This window comes from Serratia sp. TSA_198.1 (assembly GCF_052686505.1).
This window is the reverse complement of record NZ_JBQZFP010000001.1, coordinates 852879-870003: the sequence shown is the minus strand read 5'-3', so window position 1 is coordinate 870003 and position 17125 is coordinate 852879. Positions and strand designations below refer to the sequence as shown.

The following is a 17125-nucleotide window of genomic DNA, read 5'->3' as shown; positions in this document are numbered from 1 at the left end:
TTCTTTCAGGAGGCAGCAACATGAAGTTTACAGTTAAATCCGGCGGCGCAGACCCAAGGTGGGTCCTCGTCAGTCTTTCTCTTTCGATGCTGCTCTCGTCGCTGGGCACCAGCATCGCCAACGTCGGTTTGCCCACGCTGGCACAGGCGTTCAACACCTCTTTCCAGGCGGTACAGTGGGTGGTGATCGCCTATCTGCTGGCCATCACCACCTCAATTATCGCAGTGGGGCGTCTGGGCGACAGAATTGGCAGGCGGCGGTTGCTGCTGGCGGGCATCGCGCTGTTTACCTTTGCGTCTGTGCTGTGCGCTCTTGCGCCGAATATCGGGCTGCTGTTCGCAGCAAGGGTCGCTCAGGGGCTGGGGGCGGCAGTCATGATGGCGATGACCATGGCGCTGGTGGGCGATGCCCTGGGTAAAGACAACACCGGCCGGGCGATGGGGCTGCTCGGCACTATGTCCGCTATCGGGACTGCGCTCGGGCCTTCGCTGGGGGGCGCGCTGATTTTTGGTTTTGGTTGGCGGGCGATGTTCCTGATCAATCTGCCGGTGGGCCTGCTGGCGTTTATTCTTGCTTACCGTTACCTTCCGGCCCCGGCTCAGGAACCGCAAAAGGAACGGGCCAGGTTTGATTACTCCGGTACCTTGTTGCTTGGACTGACGCTGGCCAGTTATGCGCTCTCCATGACGCTGGGGCGCGGCGATTTCGGTTGGCTTAATCTGGTTCTGCTGCTGTGTGCCGCATTGGGGATCGGGTTGTTTGTTTGGGTGGAGAACAGTACGGTATCGCCGTTGATTCACCTGGCTATGTTCCGTCAGCCGGGGCTGAGCGCCGGGCTAACGATGAGTCTGCTGGTGATGGCGGTGATGATGACCACGCTGGTGGTGGGGCCGTTTTACCTGACGCACGGTCTGGGGCTGGCGGTGGAGCAGGCGGGATTAGCGATGTCGGCAGGTCCGATTACCGCTGCGGTGGTCGGCGTGCCGGCCGGCCGGTTAGTGGACAAACTGGGGGCGCAAAAGATGACGGCCGTGGGTTTGGTTATCTTGGCCACCGGCGCCGGTGTCATGTCGATGATGTCGGTAAGGCAAGGGGTCTTGGGGTACGTGCCGCCGCTTTGCGTGATCACCCTTGGTTATGCGTTGTTTCAGGTCGCCAATAATACCGCGCTGCTTAAAGACGCTACCCCCGAGCGGCGCGGGCTGATTTCCGGCATGATAAACCTGTCGCGTAACCTTGGATTGATCACCGGAGCCTCCGCCATGGGCGCACTGTTTATGTTTGCCTCGAACACGGCAGATATCAACGCCGCCGAGGCTGCCGCTGTGACCGCCGGTATGCATTTCACCTACGGAGCGGCGGCATTGCTGGCGCTGGCCGCGTTGGGCATTGCCCTCGGCGGCCGGGCGCTTAGGGTCCGCTATTCGGCGCGCTGACGGCGTAACGTTCCTGCACAAATCCATTGTCGGAATACGTCGCGGCGATCAGGCGCAGCTGTTGCTCTGCACCCACGGCACCAAACAGCGGTATGCCGGAGCCCAATAACAGCGGAACGCGCGTAATGGTCAGTTCGTTAATTAACCCGGCCAGCAGGAAGCGCTGCACGCAATTGCCGCCATCGATATACAAATGTCGGTATCCTTCATTCGCCAACCGGGCGACGATGGCCTCAGGTGCGCCAGCCTCTCGCCTTACGCTGTTTTGCAGGTGGGGCGGGATGTCGAGCGCGCGTGACGACAGAACGATCACCGGCAAGGCGCCATAAGGCCATTCGGGGAAAGCGCTCACCTTCTCATAGGTATTGCGCCCCATCACCAAGGCATCTACGTCGGCAATAAACGCCTCGAAACTCAGTCCGTTGAGCAGCGATACGGCGTATTCAGGCCGCAATAGCCAATCGATATCGCCGTCGGCTCTGGCGATAAAACCATCCACGCTGGTGGCGATGTATACCGAACATTTTATCAAAGCAAGTCCCCGCGATAGGCCAGATGAATCTTGTTGCCGTCCGGGTCACGCAGGTAAGCGCCAAAGTAACCTTTGCCGTAATTCGCGCGCTCACCGGGTTCACCCTCGGTGCTGCCGCCGGCCGCCAGGCCTGCGGCATAGGCTGCCAGCACTTGATTCTCATTGTCGGCGGTGAATGCCACCATGCTGCCATTGCCGGCGCTGGCGGGTTGACCGTTATACGGCTCGTAGGCGTAAAATCGCGGCAAGGTCAGCCCCGGTTTTATCCAACAACGCGCGGCGGGGCCGCCATCGGGCGTTACCGGCCGTTGTGTTAATCCCAGCGGCAGCAAAATGGCATCGTAAAATTCTGCGGCCTTGTCCAGATTGCTGACGCCTACGGTGATATGGCTAAACATCTCTTCTCCTTGCTCTGGGGTTCATTGCCTGTTCATTCATACTATCCCAAACAGGTAAAAAGCCGACATTGTGCCGGCCAATTTTCACCCCAGATACTCGATAATAGACAGACCGCCGTTGTAATCCGTGCTGTAGATAATGCCCTGGGCGTCGACAAACACGTCGCAGGACTGGATCACCTGCGGGCGGCCCGGGCGTTTATCCATCATGGTCTGCGGCGCGGCGGGCACCAGCGCGCCGGTTTCTTTCGGTTGATAAGGGTTGCTGATGTCGTAGGCGCGGACGCCGGCATTTTGGTAGGTGGCAAAAATCAGCGTCGAGCTGACAAAGCTTCCGGGGCGGTTCTCATGCAGATTATGCGGCCCGAAGTGCGCGCCCTTGCTGACGTAATCCCGTTCATTTGGCTGCGGGAAGGTGGAGATGCTTACCGGGTTAGCCGGCTCGCGGATATCAAACAGCCAGATCAGCTTTTCGCCGTCCTCCTGGTTGTCGAGCACCGCCTCATCCAGCACCACCAGCAGATCCCGCTCCGGCAACGGCAGCGCGGTGTGGGTGCCGCCGCCAAAGGGCGGGCTCCAGTTGCGGTGGGCGATAAGCTGCGGTTGGTTGCGATCGCGGATATCCAACAGCGTCAGCCCGCCGTCGCGCCAACTGGCGTAAGCGGTGTCACCGCTGATAATGGCATGATGCAGGGCGTAGCGTTTGCCCTCCGGCCAGGTTGGCGTCTCGCCTCCGGCGCTGTGCATGCCCGGCAACCACCAGCGCCCGGCGATTTGCGGGTTGCGCGGGTCCGCCAGATCGACAGTCAGGAAAATATAGTCGCTGTAGCCGTCAATCAGGGCCGAAACGTACGCCCATCGGCCACCGACATACCAGATGCGGTGCACGCCGATGCCCTCCAGCGCCAGAAAACCGATTTCCTGTGGCCGCTCCGGCGTGGAGATATCGAAAATCCGTACCCCGGCGCTCCAGCCGCGGGCGTCGTTGCCTGACACCGTCTGGCTGATGGCGCGAGTGTAATACACCTTTTCGTCGGCAAAACGGGCGTCGGCAAACAGATCACGGGCGTTGATCACCAACAGCAAATCGTCATGCGCCTGCAAATGCACGTTCCAGGTGCCGGGCGGCGCAGGGACAAAGCCGACGGCGCGCGGGTTTTTCGCATCGCGCACGTCGACGATGGAAAACCCCTGCGACACCATATGGCCGATGTAGGCGTAGCCCCGGTGAACCATCACCTGTACGCCATCGGGCCGTCCGCCCTGGTCGCTGTGGCCAATCAGCCGCATGTTGCGGCTGTACTCGGGTTGGGGAAGCGGTTGCGATGCCATGAACCTTCCTTATTTTTTAGCCTGTTGCGCTTCAAGCGTGGCGAACCACGGCGCAACGAAATCGTCCGATTTGCCCCAACCAGGGATCACCTTGGCCAGCGAGGCGACGTTGGTGGCTTCCGGGTGGCTCAGCAGCAGCGCTTGCGGAATGGCGGCGGCTTTAAACTCATAGGTTGCCGGGGTTTTCTCGCCGGCGATTTTGTTGGCCACCAGACGCAGGTTAACGGCTCCGATCAACTTGGGATCGACCGCCACGCTGAGCTTCCAGGCGCTGCCCTTGGCGCGCATCAGTGCCAGATCCTGGTTCGAAATATCAATGCTGTAGAGTTTGATTTCGGTGCGGCCATTTTCCTGCAACGCTTTGTACGCGCCCTGACTAAAAGCGTCCCAGGTTCCCCAGATGGCGTCGATTTTGCCTTTGGGGTACTTGGCCAGGATCGCGCCGATCTTGTTGGCCGTGTCGCCCTGAACGTCGGAAGACACCGCGCCGATAGACTCAAGCTCTTTGATGCCGGGCTGGTCGCGCAGCAGCTTCTGGTACTGCGCCTGGCGCCGCTCCATCGGAGGGAAACCCGCAACCCAAAGTTTGACGATGTTGGCTTTGCCGTCGAAGTCTTTCACCAGTTGGCCGAAGGAGAGATCGGTTAATGATGCGTCGTCCTGCTGGCTGACGGTAACGCCCGGGATCTCGCCCTGAACCGCGGTATCAAAGGCCGCCACCGCAATACCGCTGTCGGCAATGCGTTTGAGCAGAGCGGTTGAGTAAGGATCGCGCCCCTGCGACAGAATAATGCCGTCGTATTTCTGGCTGATCGCCTGATTGACGAAGTCCTGGAATTTGGCGTCGTCGCCGTTGGTCAGGAACGTGTTGACCTGAAACCCCAGTTTGCGGCCTTCCTGCACCGCCCCGGTGACGAACTGCGTGGTATTGTCGTCCGAGCCCAGATTGCGGATCACCGCAATGCGAATCGGCCCCTGATGGTTGGCGATCGCCGCCGGAACCGGTGCGGCAGTGGGGGCGGAGAAAGCGGGAAACACGGCGAACAGGCTTAACGCCAGTAATGAGGTGTTGAACAGTTTCATTAAGTTTTACCCTGCGTGGTTAAGCATCATTAAAAAACGGGAGGACAATTCATCGTCACCATTGGAATGGTTTTTTTTACCGGCATGAATTGAGGCAGCCAGTTTCCACGGCAGCCGGGCGGATGACAATGAACGAAAAATCATAAGCTAATGCAAAACAGTATTAGTCATCGGCTTTCCCGTCTCTATGATGGCAACAGCAAACAAAATAAGGACTTGAGCATGAGTGATACCCACATTCGCGTGGTCGCCGGCCCCGCCAACTATTTTGCTTTCCCCGGTGCGATTGACCGATTGGCGCAGTTTTATTCCCCGCAGCAGTTGGGCAATGCGCTGTGGATTTATGGCGAGCGTGCGCTGGCGGCCGCCAAACCCTGGCTGCCTGAGGTGTTTGACGCGCCTGAAGCCCGCAGGGTGTTGTTCAACAGCCATTGCAGCGAAAGTACGGTGCAAAGCATCGTGCAACAGGCGGGGGCGGATCGGCAGGTGGTGATTGGCCTTGGCGGCGGCGCGGTGCTGGACACCGCCAAAGTGGTGGCGCGCCGGCTGGGGCTGCCGGTGGTGGCGATCCCGACCATTGCCGCAACCTGCGCCGCCTGGACGCCGCTTTCGGTCTGGTATAACGATCAGGGGCAGGCGCTGCGCTACGAAATTTTCAACGATGCAAACCATCTGGTCCTGGTGGAGCCGGAAATTATCCTGCGTGCGCCGAAGGCGTATTTACTGGCGGGCATTGGCGATACGCTGGCGAAATGGTACGAAGCGGCGGTGCTAAGCCCGCAACCGGAACGTTTGCCGCTAACCGTGCAACTGGGCCTCAATACCGCGCTGACCCTGCGCGACGTGCTGCTCACCGAAAGCGAAGCGGCGTTGCAGGCGCTGGCGCACGGGCAATTGAGCCAACCTTTCCTCAACGTGCTGGAGGCGATTATTGCCGGCGGCGGCCTGGTGGGCGGGTTGGGGGATCGTTACACCCGCATTGCGGCGGCACATGCGGTGCATAACGGCCTGACCGCCTTGCCGCAGACCGATGCCTTCCTGCATGGCACCAAGGTAGCCTATGGCATTTTGGTGCAAAGCGCCTTGCTGGAGCAGTGGGAAACCGTGACGCAGTTAATCGCGCTTTACCGGCGGTTGGATCTGCCGGTAAGCCTGGCCGCATTGGCGGTGGATATTCACGATGATGAGCAGGTTCGGCGCCTGATTGCACGCACGTTGCAGCAGGGGGAGTCGATTCATTTGCTGCCGATAGCGCTCAGCGAAGCCATATTGCGTTCTGCGCTGAGCTATGTGGAAGCGCAAGCCGCCTAGATAGCCGCGCCTAAGAGTGCTACAGGTGAGGAGCATGCAGAGCACCGACACGCCGTGAATCCGTCCATGGAGGCTCGTATCGCGCGCCCATGCGCTCAACGGTCGGCTAACCTGCATGACCCCACCTGTCTCAGGCTCGGGGTGTGGCGGTACTGAACGAAACCGGAGGAAAGGGCTTTCCCCCGGTTCGATTAGCTTTTGGAGGCGTTATTGCGCAACCAGGCTACCGTATCGCCGATCGTTTGTTCTACCGGCCTGAATGTCAGGCCCAGTTCCCGTTCGCTTTTGGCATGATTGAAATGGGAGCGGTTGGCCTCTTTGACCATCAAACGCACCGTCGCCAAACTGAGCAAGACCGGCTTGCCGCTGAGGCGAGCGTAAACTTCCTGCAGCGCGGCGATGATATAGAGCAGCGGTAATGGCAAGGTGCGCTTTGGCGTTTGAACCCCGGCTATTTTACCCAGCAGCGGCACCAGTTGCTGCATGGTCATATGTCGTCCCGCAGCCAGATAGCGTTCTGCGCGTTTGCCGCGCTCGGCCGCCAGGATCATCGCTAACGCCACATCTCGCGCGTCAACCACTGAAAAACTGCCCGGCACCAGGCCCGGCAATTTGCCGTTCATCACGTCAGTGGCCAACTGGCCGGAAGAAGTGGGGCCAAGATCGGCGGGGCCCCACATCCAACCCGGCAGGACCAGGCTGCCGTTCATATCGGGGTGGTTTTGCAGAAACGCCAGTACCACCTCGTCAGCCAGAATTTTACTGCGGTAATAATCATCGGCATCCTCCGAACGACGCAGACAGGTTTCGTCTATCGGCATGCCCGGTTCACCGTTGAGCACCGCAATGGAGGAGGTATGAACAAAACGGCGTATGCCTGCGCGGTATGCCTGCTCCAACAGGCGCTCCGTGCCGTCGACGTTGATCGCTTTCAGTTCGGGCCAGTGGCTGCCGCCCTTGTAGTTGTCGCGAAAATAAGCGGCGGTATGAAACAGTACGTCACAGCCTTGCAGATGCGCGGCAAAGGCGGCCACATCGGTCATATCACCGGCAATCAACTCAACGCCTTCGACGGAACCGAACTGCCGGCGGCCTTTTTCCAGCGAGCGTACCAGCGCTTTGACGTGGCAACCTTTTGCAATCAACTCTCTGACCAGGTTATTGCCGAGCAGCCCGGTGGCGCCGGTGACAAAAGCCGTTTTCATGTTCATCATCGTTAAAATCTTAAGTGATTTTCAAAGTTCATATGATATCTTAATTTAGTGGGGCGCATTTAAAATATCAAGTGATATCTTAAATGCGTATCTATGACGCCAAAGCAGCCTAAAGTCGAAGAAGATGAAGACAGAAAAAAAGCGGTTAACCCGCGAAGAAAGCCAGCAGCAAACCCGCGAGCAGTTGCTTGAAACCGCACGCCAATTGTTTGTCGCCGGCGGTTACGGCGGTACCTCAATCCGGGATATCGCCAGCCAGGCCGGGTATTCTCAAGGGGCGTTTTATTCCAACTTTGCCTCCAAGGAGGCCTTGTTGCTGCAACTGTTACAACGCCATATGGAAGCGGAGGCCACGCAACTCACTGCGCTGGCTCAAAGTGATATCGATACCCCGGAGCGAGTGTTGACGGCGCTGGAGGCTTGGGCGGCGACTCTGAATCTGGAGGCTGACTGGTGCATGCTGTCGGTTGAGCTGCAGTTGCACGCGAAACGCAGCCCGGCCTTCGCCGTGGAGTACAAAAATATCTGGGACGTGCATCAGGCCAAAATCGGCGCGGTGATCGGATCACTGTTTCAACGGGTAGGCAAAGCACCGCCGGCGGATCAAAACGAACTGGCGGCGGCCTTTATGGCGATGGCGCATGGGCTGGCTTTGCAGAAGACCGGCACCGGCGCCGATCCCTCCGGCAAATTGATCATGCTGTTTCTGCGCAGCCTGCTGTTTGCGCCATCGGCAACCTGAAATGTCTATCGCAGGCGCGCCATTCACGGAACGTAAATGATTTCAAAACTCGAGGTTTTGTCGTAATAGGGCGTCATGCCCCCGTCGACGTAATAGACTTGCAGGTCATAATGATAAACCAGCTTTTTATCCGGATTGAGGATCAGTTCCAATACCGAGATCTTCACGTTGACCGAATGAGCGGGATGGTCTTTATCCAACTCGACGGTTTGATTGTCGATATTCACCAGAATACGCTTGATCGGACGCGGGCCTGAGGGATCGTAAGCACCGCTGTCGCTCCTGAATTCAACGGTTTTATTGATGTCTACCGGGGCGGACTGTTTGATGAATTCCCGTACTTTGCTTTGGTATTTGGCGTCCAGCGCGAGCAGCACCGGGAGGTTGTCCGGGTTAAAGCCGACGAATTGCACCGTCAGATAGCCCTTGAGCAACAGGTTTTGCGGTGAGCGGTCAAATAACGCATCCCAGATCAGCGCAAACTGTTGGGAGGGCAGCGTGAAGGAATCCACGATGCCGCTTTGCAGGTTGATCAGCGCATTTTTCTCCTCGGTTTTTCCATCGGGCAAGCCCAATTGCAGCTTCAGCGTGTCGGCATTGGCGAACGGCGCCAGCTTGCCGTCCAACTGCGTTTGCGCAAACTGTTCAGCGGCATCGGCGATGCGCGCCTGGGTTACCTTGGGTGAGAGAAAATAATCGAAGGTCACTTTGACATCGTCCAGCGACGTCGCGTGTTCTGCGGCGGCGAAGGAAATCGACAGCATGGGTTTGTCGTCGTCAGCGGCATTGGTGGCCAGCAGGAAGGTATCCGGCAGATAGTAAAGGTAATTTTTGCGGACATAGTCCTGATAATAGTTGTACCACACGTTCTTGTAAGGCATTGGGGTGAGAATCAACTGCAGACGCGGTGGCGGCGGCACAATGCCCTGGTAAATATAAGGGTAATAGTTTTCGGCAAAATAGAAAATTTTAGGCGAGGTAATGGTGTTGAGAATGCCGTGATCGGTGACGATGGCTACCACCAGCGTGGTTTGCGCGTCGTAATCCGACAGGGCGCGCAGCAGGGCGTCGCGCTGTTCCAGCCGATCCAGATCCAACTGCGCGTGGTAGCGGTTTTCCGTGGCGGTCAGCAACACTTTATTGAATATCATTTCGTCGACGTTGCCGAAGGTACTGAAGGTCAGCACCACATAGGGGACTTGCGGTACTTGCCTGCTCAGTGCGAAATCCAGCGTCATGCTCCAACTGGTGCCGTCGGTACTGGTGGCGATCTGGTAACGGGTTTCCCCCGAAACGATCTCGGTGCAGACCTCTGCGGCCAGATCCTCTGCCAATGTGGCCGGCGCGGCGCGATAGCGCAACCGTTTTGCCTCGGCGTCTGGAAACTGTTCGCGCGCGTTATCCAGAATGATTTTGTTCAGTGTGACCAGATCATTGAGAAAGGTATTCATGGCTATCCTCAGTGCGATGGGTGTGGGCCAAAGATCTGAATGGGTTCAGGCAGGCCGAGGTCCAAAGGAAGCGCCCGTCATGCCGCCGGTAAAGCGGGCTTTCCAACCGGTCGGCGGGCCGTTGCCAGCGGGCCAAAGCGTCAATCACGGGCGTGAGTTGCGGGATCCCACGCTGTCTGGCGTATTCCAGGGCGACGCGCCATTCGTGGGGATGAGCGTAATAGGGCGTCAGGGTGCTAAGCCTGTCGTAGTGCTTGCCGCACCACTGCACGGCCCGGTTCAGCATTTGAAGAATACGCAGGTAGGCCGGTGCCACAGCGCCGGTTTCAGCCTTTAGCGTATTGAGCAAAATCAGTGCGTTGGTATTTACGCAGCAATCCAGTTGACGGATGTCATTGTCGTCCTTCATCCAGGTATGAAAACTTTGGCACTCCGCCCACTGATGTTGCACGGCCGCCAGGCGGGGATCGACCCGGCGGACCTGATAAGCGTTCATGTGCGCAACGGTCTGCCTGAGCTGCGCCAGCGAAATGCGGCCGAACTTGTAAAGCAGTTCGGTAATGATGGCGGTGTCGTCAATGTCTGCGCAGATGTTTTGGTTCGCCATCCATGCAGGATGGGCTGCGGTTGGCCAAAAGCTGAAATGGAACGGCCGGGTTTCGCAGGCGATTAAAAAATCGAGCGCCTTCTCGATATAAGGCGCGGTCTGCGGGGTGTACTTCAGGGTTCGCAACACCTGGGCGGTGACGAAGGCATTTTCATCCCGATGCCAACGGCCATCCGGCGTTCTGACATGGGAAATAAAGGCACCGCTGGCGCACTGCTGCTCAAGCAACGCCGTCAGGTTGGGGCGGGCGTCACTTGCCGCTGGGGGGGCCGTTCTCAGTGGCAACACCTCGAATTGCGTGTTTTGCGGGCTGAAAGTGCAGCTGATGCCGTGATGGCCCTGCATATCAACCGAGAAACCGACCACGTTGAACTGCAACGGGACCTGCGCGGACATCGCCCGTTGCAGCAAGGGCAGGGTGTGGCCGCTTTGTGCCGACAGCGCTTGCACGGCAGGAAATACCCGCTGGTTATCGCCAAAGAAACCGGGCGCGATGGTGAACAGCGTAAAACTCTCCAGTGCGCCGTTTTGGCCATAGACCAGGCTAAAACCGTAGGTGGTGGGTGGGAAGCCTTCGTCACTCAACGTGTGTTTCAGTGCGCTATCCAGCAGGGGCGTTAGTGCCGCAAGCCATCCCTCGCAGCCGAAAAAGGCCATGACCGCCGCAATATCTGCGTGGGTGATCAATGCGCTGTGCCATTGAAAGTAATATTCACGCGGTGAGGCAGGCAGTTCCGGGTAATAGCCGACCATCAGCAACGACAAACCTGCCTGTTGGCAACCGGCAACCGGATAATCCGCCGCGCCGCCAGGCCATGCGGACGCGTCGGGCACTTCGGAATACACTTTGAACTTGACTGCATCCGGCGCATATTTTCGCCCCAGCCAGGAGCCAAATCGCAGCGGCTGCGCACTTTCGCGCTGCATGCGATTGACCGCGTCAAAACTGGCCTCAGCATTAGCGTGCGGGGGCGCTGCGGTGATTCGTTGGCAATGCCGGTAAAAAGCCGCGATCCCGCGATCTTCCGCGTAACGCGGCAAAAAAGGATCCAGCGTGCAGGAAAGCGCCTGCGGTTTAACCGAGGAGACGGTGAACTCAAGCGGGCAACCGTTATAGGCCAGCAGGCTGGTGTTAAAGGCGGCGGCAAGGCAACCGGAGGCCAGGCGCGCCTGGCTGAAACGGGCGATCTCGGGGGCCAGCGTGGTCCGCAAATAAGGCGCTTCCTGGCACAGGGCGTTTACCAGGGCGTTCCATGCCGCTGGCAATACTGCGTTATATTCGGCCATCGTCAGTCACCTAGGCCACGGCTGGAATAACGATGGCGGGCGGGTTCTCGGTGCCGTCACGAACGACGCTGTCGCCGCCGACCAGGAAGTACGTGATTTTATAGCCAACCTTCCAGGGTTTTTCCGTCAGGCAGCGATATTTGAAGGTCTGCTCATCACTTTTGTCTTCGGTAAACAGGTACTTCTTGGTTTTACGGCTTTGCTTGTCATCCAGATAATTCAACTCGACGATCACCTGATTGTAATTTTCCCAAGAGAATTTCCGGTCGAGGAAGATGGCTATTTCGTTGAAGGTCAACACCGATCCGGGATCCAGGTTCAGCAGGGTGGAGGCCGATGCCGTCTGCGGCTGATAGCTGCTGCTGCCTTCCCAGCCGGATACGGCGGCAGACCTGAAGACAAACTCGCTCTGGATCCGAAACAGTTCATTGCCGTCGCGGCTGCGGGAGATGACCTTGCTCCATTTGCCGTCATCGGCGACAAAAGGATCGGCAGTGTAAACCTGGCTGTTGTACTCTATTTTGAAGGCTGCGGCTTTAATGCCGTACTCGGCAAAACCGTCCGGCCCCAGCACGGTAAAATCGATTCTCTGGAAGAACGGATCGTTGACGTTAACTTCAATAAAGTAGGGCGGTTCTTTTTTTGCCCGCAGGATGTCGCTGCCGATAAAGTTTTGCGGCACGGCGGACTGGCTGAGCGCTTTCGACGAGGTGTAGTTGAAATTCAGGCTCTTGGTTTCTTCGATTCTCACCAGTTTTATTTCCAGCGAGGCGCTCGGGAACAAACCGCCTTTACCGCCTTCTTCGCCGTCTTTACCGCTGGAAATCAGCGAATCCAAAATCGAGTCGCTGGCCGATTTTGCCTGGGTATTGCTGTCGTCATTGGGTTTGAGCGACGCGGTGAAGAAGCTTTTCAGGATCTCCTCTTTAACGAATTGCAGCGCCCATTCCTTTTCCTTCGCCTCCTCTTCGCTCGGCATGCTCTCGGTCACCTTGATGATCAACTTTTGATCCTGTTGCAGCTTCTTGATCACGCTGTCAAAGCCCAACCAAAAACTGGCGGGGGTTTCCACCGGGATAGGGATATTGGCGCCAAATTTAAGATCGAACTCTTTGTAAAGGCTTTCAAACCTGGCCTCGACCTCAACTTTTAACGCCGGGGTGATGCCGGTAAAACTGAGGTTATAGGCCACGGCGGCCGGTGCCTGCGCCTGATTAAACGCCGCTTCGAGGATGACGGCCTGTTCCGGCGTCAGTTTGGCACTGAAGATGGCGCTGTTATTGCCAAACAGGCTGGGGCACTGCGCGCTGATCAACTCGCCGTTGGCACTGCCGACATCAAGCACAAAAAAGTTGACCGTGCCTTTGTCATACGGCACCTGGGCCTTACGGGCGGTTTTGGGATCAACCTTCAGTTTACGCAGGTATTCGTTGAAGGCGCTTTCCAGCTGGGCTTCATCGATCGCGGTATTCACCTCGAAGTTGATGTAACCCCCTTGCTGACCGCTGCCGTCGCCGGTGTATTTAATCAATGAAAAAATCGGCTTTCCGTCTTTCTCTGCAATATGGATATCACCGGGCAAATACCAGAACTGTTTGTCATCGGAGTCATCGGCAAAGAAGGTGATGTTGTTGATGGTGGCGGTTCTTGCTCTGAGTAATAACATGGCGTTTCCTTAATTAATTGAGGTTGGCGATATCAATAGCGTCTTGAGCGGTGGCGGTTTGGACATAGTCGGGCTTATCCCCGCCCTGGCCCGGTAGGTAACTGAACCAGATCTCCAGGTTGACAATGAGCCGTTCGGGGTCGACCTGGTCGGCGCTAAAGCGCTGGGAGGCGGCATCGATTTCGGTAAACTGAAAAATTTGCTGCAGAGGCGGGGTCTCATCGCCGGGCAAATAGGCATAGCTGGCAGACACCAGCACCGACTCCACCTGGTGCCAGTCCATACTGGCAGACAGCGTTAATACTCGCTGGTGATACAAACTGGAGAACAGGTATACGTCCTGGCTGGTCGGTTCGTTCAGCTCCGCAGAAATATGGGGCGAATTGACGGCGCTGCTGTACTCCTTGGTGACGTCAAATAAGTACTGGTCGGGGTTGGGCAACATCACCGGGTAGCTGTCCTGCTGCGCCGTCTGGCTAATCTGAAAGCTTTTCGACAGGCTGGATGCCGGCATTCCAATGTGCCGGCAGCGCAGGGTGACCAACACCGACTGGTACCAGCGCCAGTCAAACAGGCTGGCGGTTTTGATGACAAAATCATAGCGGCCGTAGAGCGACTCAATATCCAGATAGACATCATTCAATTCGGTTTGCAGCGCGCCAGAACTGACCGATCTTATGCCGCCCACCGCCTGGTTGAGGTAGACGGTGAAGTCATACTCGACGGGCCACAGCATTTTGCCGGTTTTAGGATCGGTCATGCTCGGTGACCTGAATCGTTTCGGTTTGGTATCGCCTTCGCGAAAGGTGAATTGCTCGCTTTTCGACCCATAACGAAAACGCGCCATCACCAGTTGAATGTTATCGTCCAGTTCGTCGGACAGCAGACTGATCCGGACTTCCCGGTAGGCGAAGAAATCATCCTGCAGATCGTGTTGGCTGATCACCCGATCGGCTTGATAGTCGGTACCGGCGACCAGTTCGGCAAACAAGGCCTGCGGATAAAGCGAGCGTTTGACTACCGTGGTTTCAGTCAGTTTTCCGCTTAAACGTCGTTGGTCAATATCCTCAACCGACAGCCGTTGCAGATAAAACCCGGCCTTTGGCTTGGATTGCTGCGGGACTTCGGCAAATACCGGGGTAAAAAATTCGCTGATCAGGATCTGCGTCAGTTCGGCCGCGGCCTGCTTGAAGTGGCCATCGGGGTCCGTGTCCCTGACTTTGACAGTGACCACTTTTTCGCTGATTAACCGCGACGAGGTTTCTTCGATATCGACGGAAACAATCAACAGGTTGAAACCGACCGACTCTTGCAGGAACTGATAAACCTGGTCCCAACGGGCTTCCAGCTCAAAGGTGGCTGGGGGGAGCTGTTGCAGATAGTCAATTTTGTAGCTGATGGCGATCGGCGTGGAGGCCGGCGCGTTCATCAGGCTCGCCAACAGCGCAATATCGGCGTCCGGCGGCAATTTGGCCAGCAGATAGCAGTTCTGTTGCTCACTCAATGAGGTTTTGCTGGTTTGACCGGCGATAAAGCCGGGAATGTCCAGCGTGGCGCTGCAGGCAATAGCTTGTAACGGCAATAACACCGCATCGCGCGGGATGTCCGGGCTGCCCGCTGCCGCCGCCTGTGCCGCCTCTGGGCTGCTGGTCAACTGGGTTTGCAGTGACAACATGGCATAGTAAACCGTGGCCGGTTGACTGCTGTTTCTGAATATCTGTAGTTGGACGGCGGGCTGGTTGCCGTCAATAACGCTAATGCCCGGCGCGGCCGCGCAATAATAATAAATCGGCCTGTCCGGGTCGGCTCGGATAAAACAGATGTTCTGCACTACGACCTGAGTGTTCATAGCGACCATTCCATTTTATGAAGGTGAATCAGGGCAAAGAAGCTTTGCCCTGGGGTGTCTCAGCGCATCAGTAAGTCACCACCACGATGGTGCTGGTTCCTGTCACTTCCTTCTCGACGGTTTTTTCCAGATTGTCAGCCCCGTAATACACCGTAGAGACGTAATGGATCTTCACCTCATTCTCTTTATCTGCCTGCATCAGGTCGAAGGTCAGATACTGGGTGAGGGACTTGGAGTCAAACTCGGTCAGGGCCAGGGATTGGGATTGCGTAAAGTCCCATTTCGGGTAATACACCAGCATTTCATAGGTGATCAGCGTGATATCTTTCTGGGTCGGTTTGAAGATAATGGTGTACTTCTGCGATTTCGGCAGGGCATTGGCGACCAGGATCTGGTGGCCACGGATCAGCCCATAGCCCGGTAGCTGCGGGCTGGTCTCAACGCCGCTGGGGATATAAGTCAGGCTGTCACCATCCAGGGCATAGTAATCGGTGGAGAAATAAATCGGTTTATCCACCTCGACGCCAATCGGGTAAATAAAGGGTTGAGGCGGGGTCGATTCACTGACTACCTGGCTGTTGGTCTTGAGTTTGACGCCCTTATCCGGATCGGAATATTGCGTTTTGATCACCACCTGGCTGAAAACTTTCCAGCCCATAGGATCGAGCAGCGTAGCAATGTCGGCATAAACGATGCCGCAGTCGGCCACGTTGATGGAGATAATCAAATCCTGATCGCTCTGAAGTTCGCCAGAGTGGTAGGGCTTGGCCTGCATACCGGTGAAGTTGACGGTATAGGAATATTTAAATGCACGGCCCAGCTCGGGTTTGATAAACCATTTGCCGGTTTCTTTCGCCTCGCTGTCGCCAGGGGAAAACTGCAGAGTGCTCTGATTGTCTTTGTCGTAGATGGCGGTCACCACGATATTGGCCACGTTGTATTTCGCCAGGTCCTGAGTGACAAAAAACTTGGGCTGAATGTACTGATAGAAAGGATCGTTGAGATCGTACTCTTTAAAGTAATCTTTCAGATTGGCTTCGCCGACGATGGATTGGATAGACGGCAACTGGGTCTGAGGGGCGATGGAGAAAGAGACCACCGAGTTTTCCTCATAGACGCGGGTAAAACTTTTGGTTTCGCTGAGGCTGGATTTGAATTTATCAAAGCCGTCGGCGTCATTAAGCAACTCAAGGCTCATGTCCAACCCGGTTTGGCTACTTAAAATCTGCTCTACCTGTTTTTGCCCCCAGGCGGCCAGCCCCTCTTTCCATTTATTGTATTGTTCCTGCGTCATGCCCATTTCATCGTAAGAGAGCCCGGTCTGGACATCGACCTTGATCGCGCCTTTTTCGATATATTCGCGCTCAATTTTTTTCTCATCGGCCGACCAGGTGTGGTAGCTGATATCTTGCGTTACCGACTTGGTGATCTCGCTATCGTAGCTGACGGTGACTTTGGCCGCCGGCAGGGAAGCATCCAGATTGAAATCGAAGCGAATGCCTACGCTGGAGTTCGTATCGGTGCCTTTCAACACCTGTTCGAACAGGGTGGCGCCTTCGCCTGTGAGTGAAAGGCTGAAAACGGTGTTGTTATCCCCCAGGCCTGATGGCGATACCGTGGTGGGGATTTGGCGATAGAATTTCTCGTTGCTGTCCAGAATCAATGAGGCCTGTGCCGAGGTGAGTCTCGGGACTTCCAGCTTGATTTTTGTTGGCGTCAATTCAAGCACGAATTGGTCATTACCTTGGTTGCTGTCATATAACGCGACAAATCTTGCAGCCTGATCGTCATTTAAACCGGTATTGCGCAACGCGGTATCCATGGCTGCTTTTTTGGTCGCATTTTCGGGATCGGCCACCGAGGCCAGCTCGGCTTGAACATACTTGACGATCAGGGTGGATTTCGCGAGCAGCGGCTTTTTAAGCTCGCCGAGCAACTCGATGCTGATCTTGTCTTTCATCTCCGAATCAGGCTGCGGCAGCATGACGGTAAATTGCGCATAGCCGCCCTGGGTGTCTTCGCTGCGATACTTGTAGAACATGAAATAGGGGCTTTTGGGATCCCTGGCGACAAACACCGGGATCTCCGGCACCACATAGTAAATATTCTTATCAATGCTGTCGCCATAACAGGTAAAGGCATATTCCTTGATACCCAGATACTTATCCGTGGCGATCTTGACCGATTGCTGCAAAGCGGTGGTTAACATAGGGAATT

Annotated in this window: 13 protein-coding genes; 3 read left to right on the top strand and 10 right to left on the bottom strand. The window is 56.5% G+C overall.

The window, feature by feature from the left end; genetic code table 11:
* Nucleotides 1-20 precede the first annotated feature (20 nt).
* Nucleotides 21-1436: an MFS transporter gene (locus tag ACUTSW_RS04025; RefSeq protein ID WP_445583743.1), complete on the top strand. Its 1416-nt coding sequence runs from the start codon at nucleotides 21-23 to the stop codon at nucleotides 1434-1436.
* Here the strand turns inward: ACUTSW_RS04025 and ACUTSW_RS04020 are convergent.
* The 4 genes from ACUTSW_RS04020 to ACUTSW_RS04005 all read right to left on the bottom strand — a co-directional run bounded on the left by ACUTSW_RS04020 (nucleotide 1411) and on the right by ACUTSW_RS04005 (nucleotide 4781).
* On the bottom strand, nucleotides 1411-1968 hold the full coding sequence (locus ACUTSW_RS04020; protein ID WP_445583742.1) for a dihydrofolate reductase family protein: 558 nt from the start codon (nucleotides 1966-1968) through the stop codon (nucleotides 1411-1413). The genes ACUTSW_RS04025 and ACUTSW_RS04020 overlap by 26 nt on opposite strands.
* Nucleotides 1965-2366, bottom strand: coding sequence for a VOC family protein (locus ACUTSW_RS04015; RefSeq protein WP_445583741.1), 402 nt, complete (start codon nucleotides 2364-2366; stop codon nucleotides 1965-1967). Before ACUTSW_RS04015 ends, ACUTSW_RS04020 begins: the two co-directional genes overlap by 4 nt.
* 84 nt (nucleotides 2367-2450) lie before the next feature.
* A complete protein-coding gene (locus ACUTSW_RS04010; RefSeq protein WP_006325166.1) occupies nucleotides 2451-3698 on the bottom strand; it encodes an LVIVD repeat-containing protein in 1248 nt (415 codons plus the stop codon).
* A 9-nt stretch (nucleotides 3699-3707) separates the two neighbouring features.
* Entirely contained in the window at nucleotides 3708-4781 is a 1074-nt protein-coding gene (locus ACUTSW_RS04005; protein ID WP_004944331.1) for a sugar ABC transporter substrate-binding protein, read from the bottom strand.
* A 222-nt stretch (nucleotides 4782-5003) separates the two neighbouring features.
* Here ACUTSW_RS04005 and ACUTSW_RS04000 point away from each other — a divergent pair, with 222 nt between their 5' ends.
* The gene (locus ACUTSW_RS04000; RefSeq protein ID WP_445583740.1) at nucleotides 5004-6092 is read left to right on the top strand and encodes an oxidoreductase; all 1089 of its coding nucleotides are present in this window, start codon (nucleotides 5004-5006) and stop codon (nucleotides 6090-6092) included.
* A gap of 191 nt (nucleotides 6093-6283) precedes the next feature.
* Here the strand turns inward: ACUTSW_RS04000 and ACUTSW_RS03995 are convergent, their stop codons facing one another.
* Nucleotides 6284-7306 (bottom strand): SDR family oxidoreductase, encoded by a 1023-nt coding sequence (locus ACUTSW_RS03995; RefSeq protein ID WP_445583739.1) that lies wholly within the window; start codon nucleotides 7304-7306, stop codon nucleotides 6284-6286.
* A 124-nt stretch (nucleotides 7307-7430) separates the two neighbouring features.
* On the opposite strand from ACUTSW_RS03995, the gene ACUTSW_RS03990 reads away from it, so the two are divergent.
* Nucleotides 7431-8048 carry a TetR/AcrR family transcriptional regulator gene (locus tag ACUTSW_RS03990; RefSeq protein WP_006325179.1) on the top strand — a complete coding sequence of 206 codons (618 nt, stop codon included), beginning with the start codon at nucleotides 7431-7433 and terminating at the stop codon, nucleotides 8046-8048.
* A gap of 23 nt (nucleotides 8049-8071) precedes the next feature.
* Here ACUTSW_RS03990 and ACUTSW_RS03985 read toward each other — a convergent pair whose 3' ends face one another.
* From ACUTSW_RS03985 to ACUTSW_RS03965, 5 genes are all read right to left on the bottom strand, one after another.
* Nucleotides 8072-9499: a hypothetical protein gene (locus ACUTSW_RS03985; protein ID WP_445583738.1), complete on the bottom strand. Its 1428-nt coding sequence runs from the start codon at nucleotides 9497-9499 to the stop codon at nucleotides 8072-8074.
* Nucleotides 9480-11393, bottom strand: coding sequence for a hypothetical protein (locus tag ACUTSW_RS03980; protein ID WP_445583737.1), 1914 nt, complete (start codon nucleotides 11391-11393; stop codon nucleotides 9480-9482). The genes ACUTSW_RS03985 and ACUTSW_RS03980 overlap by 20 nt, the downstream gene beginning before the upstream one ends.
* Nucleotides 11394-11403: 10 nt before the next feature.
* Entirely contained in the window at nucleotides 11404-13059 is a 1656-nt protein-coding gene (locus ACUTSW_RS03975) for a hypothetical protein (protein WP_241920764.1), read from the bottom strand.
* Between the two features lie 13 nt (nucleotides 13060-13072).
* Nucleotides 13073-14908, bottom strand: coding sequence for a hypothetical protein (locus ACUTSW_RS03970; protein WP_445583736.1), 1836 nt, complete (start codon nucleotides 14906-14908; stop codon nucleotides 13073-13075).
* A gap of 67 nt (nucleotides 14909-14975) precedes the next feature.
* Nucleotides 14976-17117: a hypothetical protein gene (locus ACUTSW_RS03965; RefSeq protein WP_445583735.1), complete on the bottom strand. Its 2142-nt coding sequence runs from the start codon at nucleotides 17115-17117 to the stop codon at nucleotides 14976-14978.
* Nucleotides 17118-17125 lie beyond the last annotated feature (8 nt).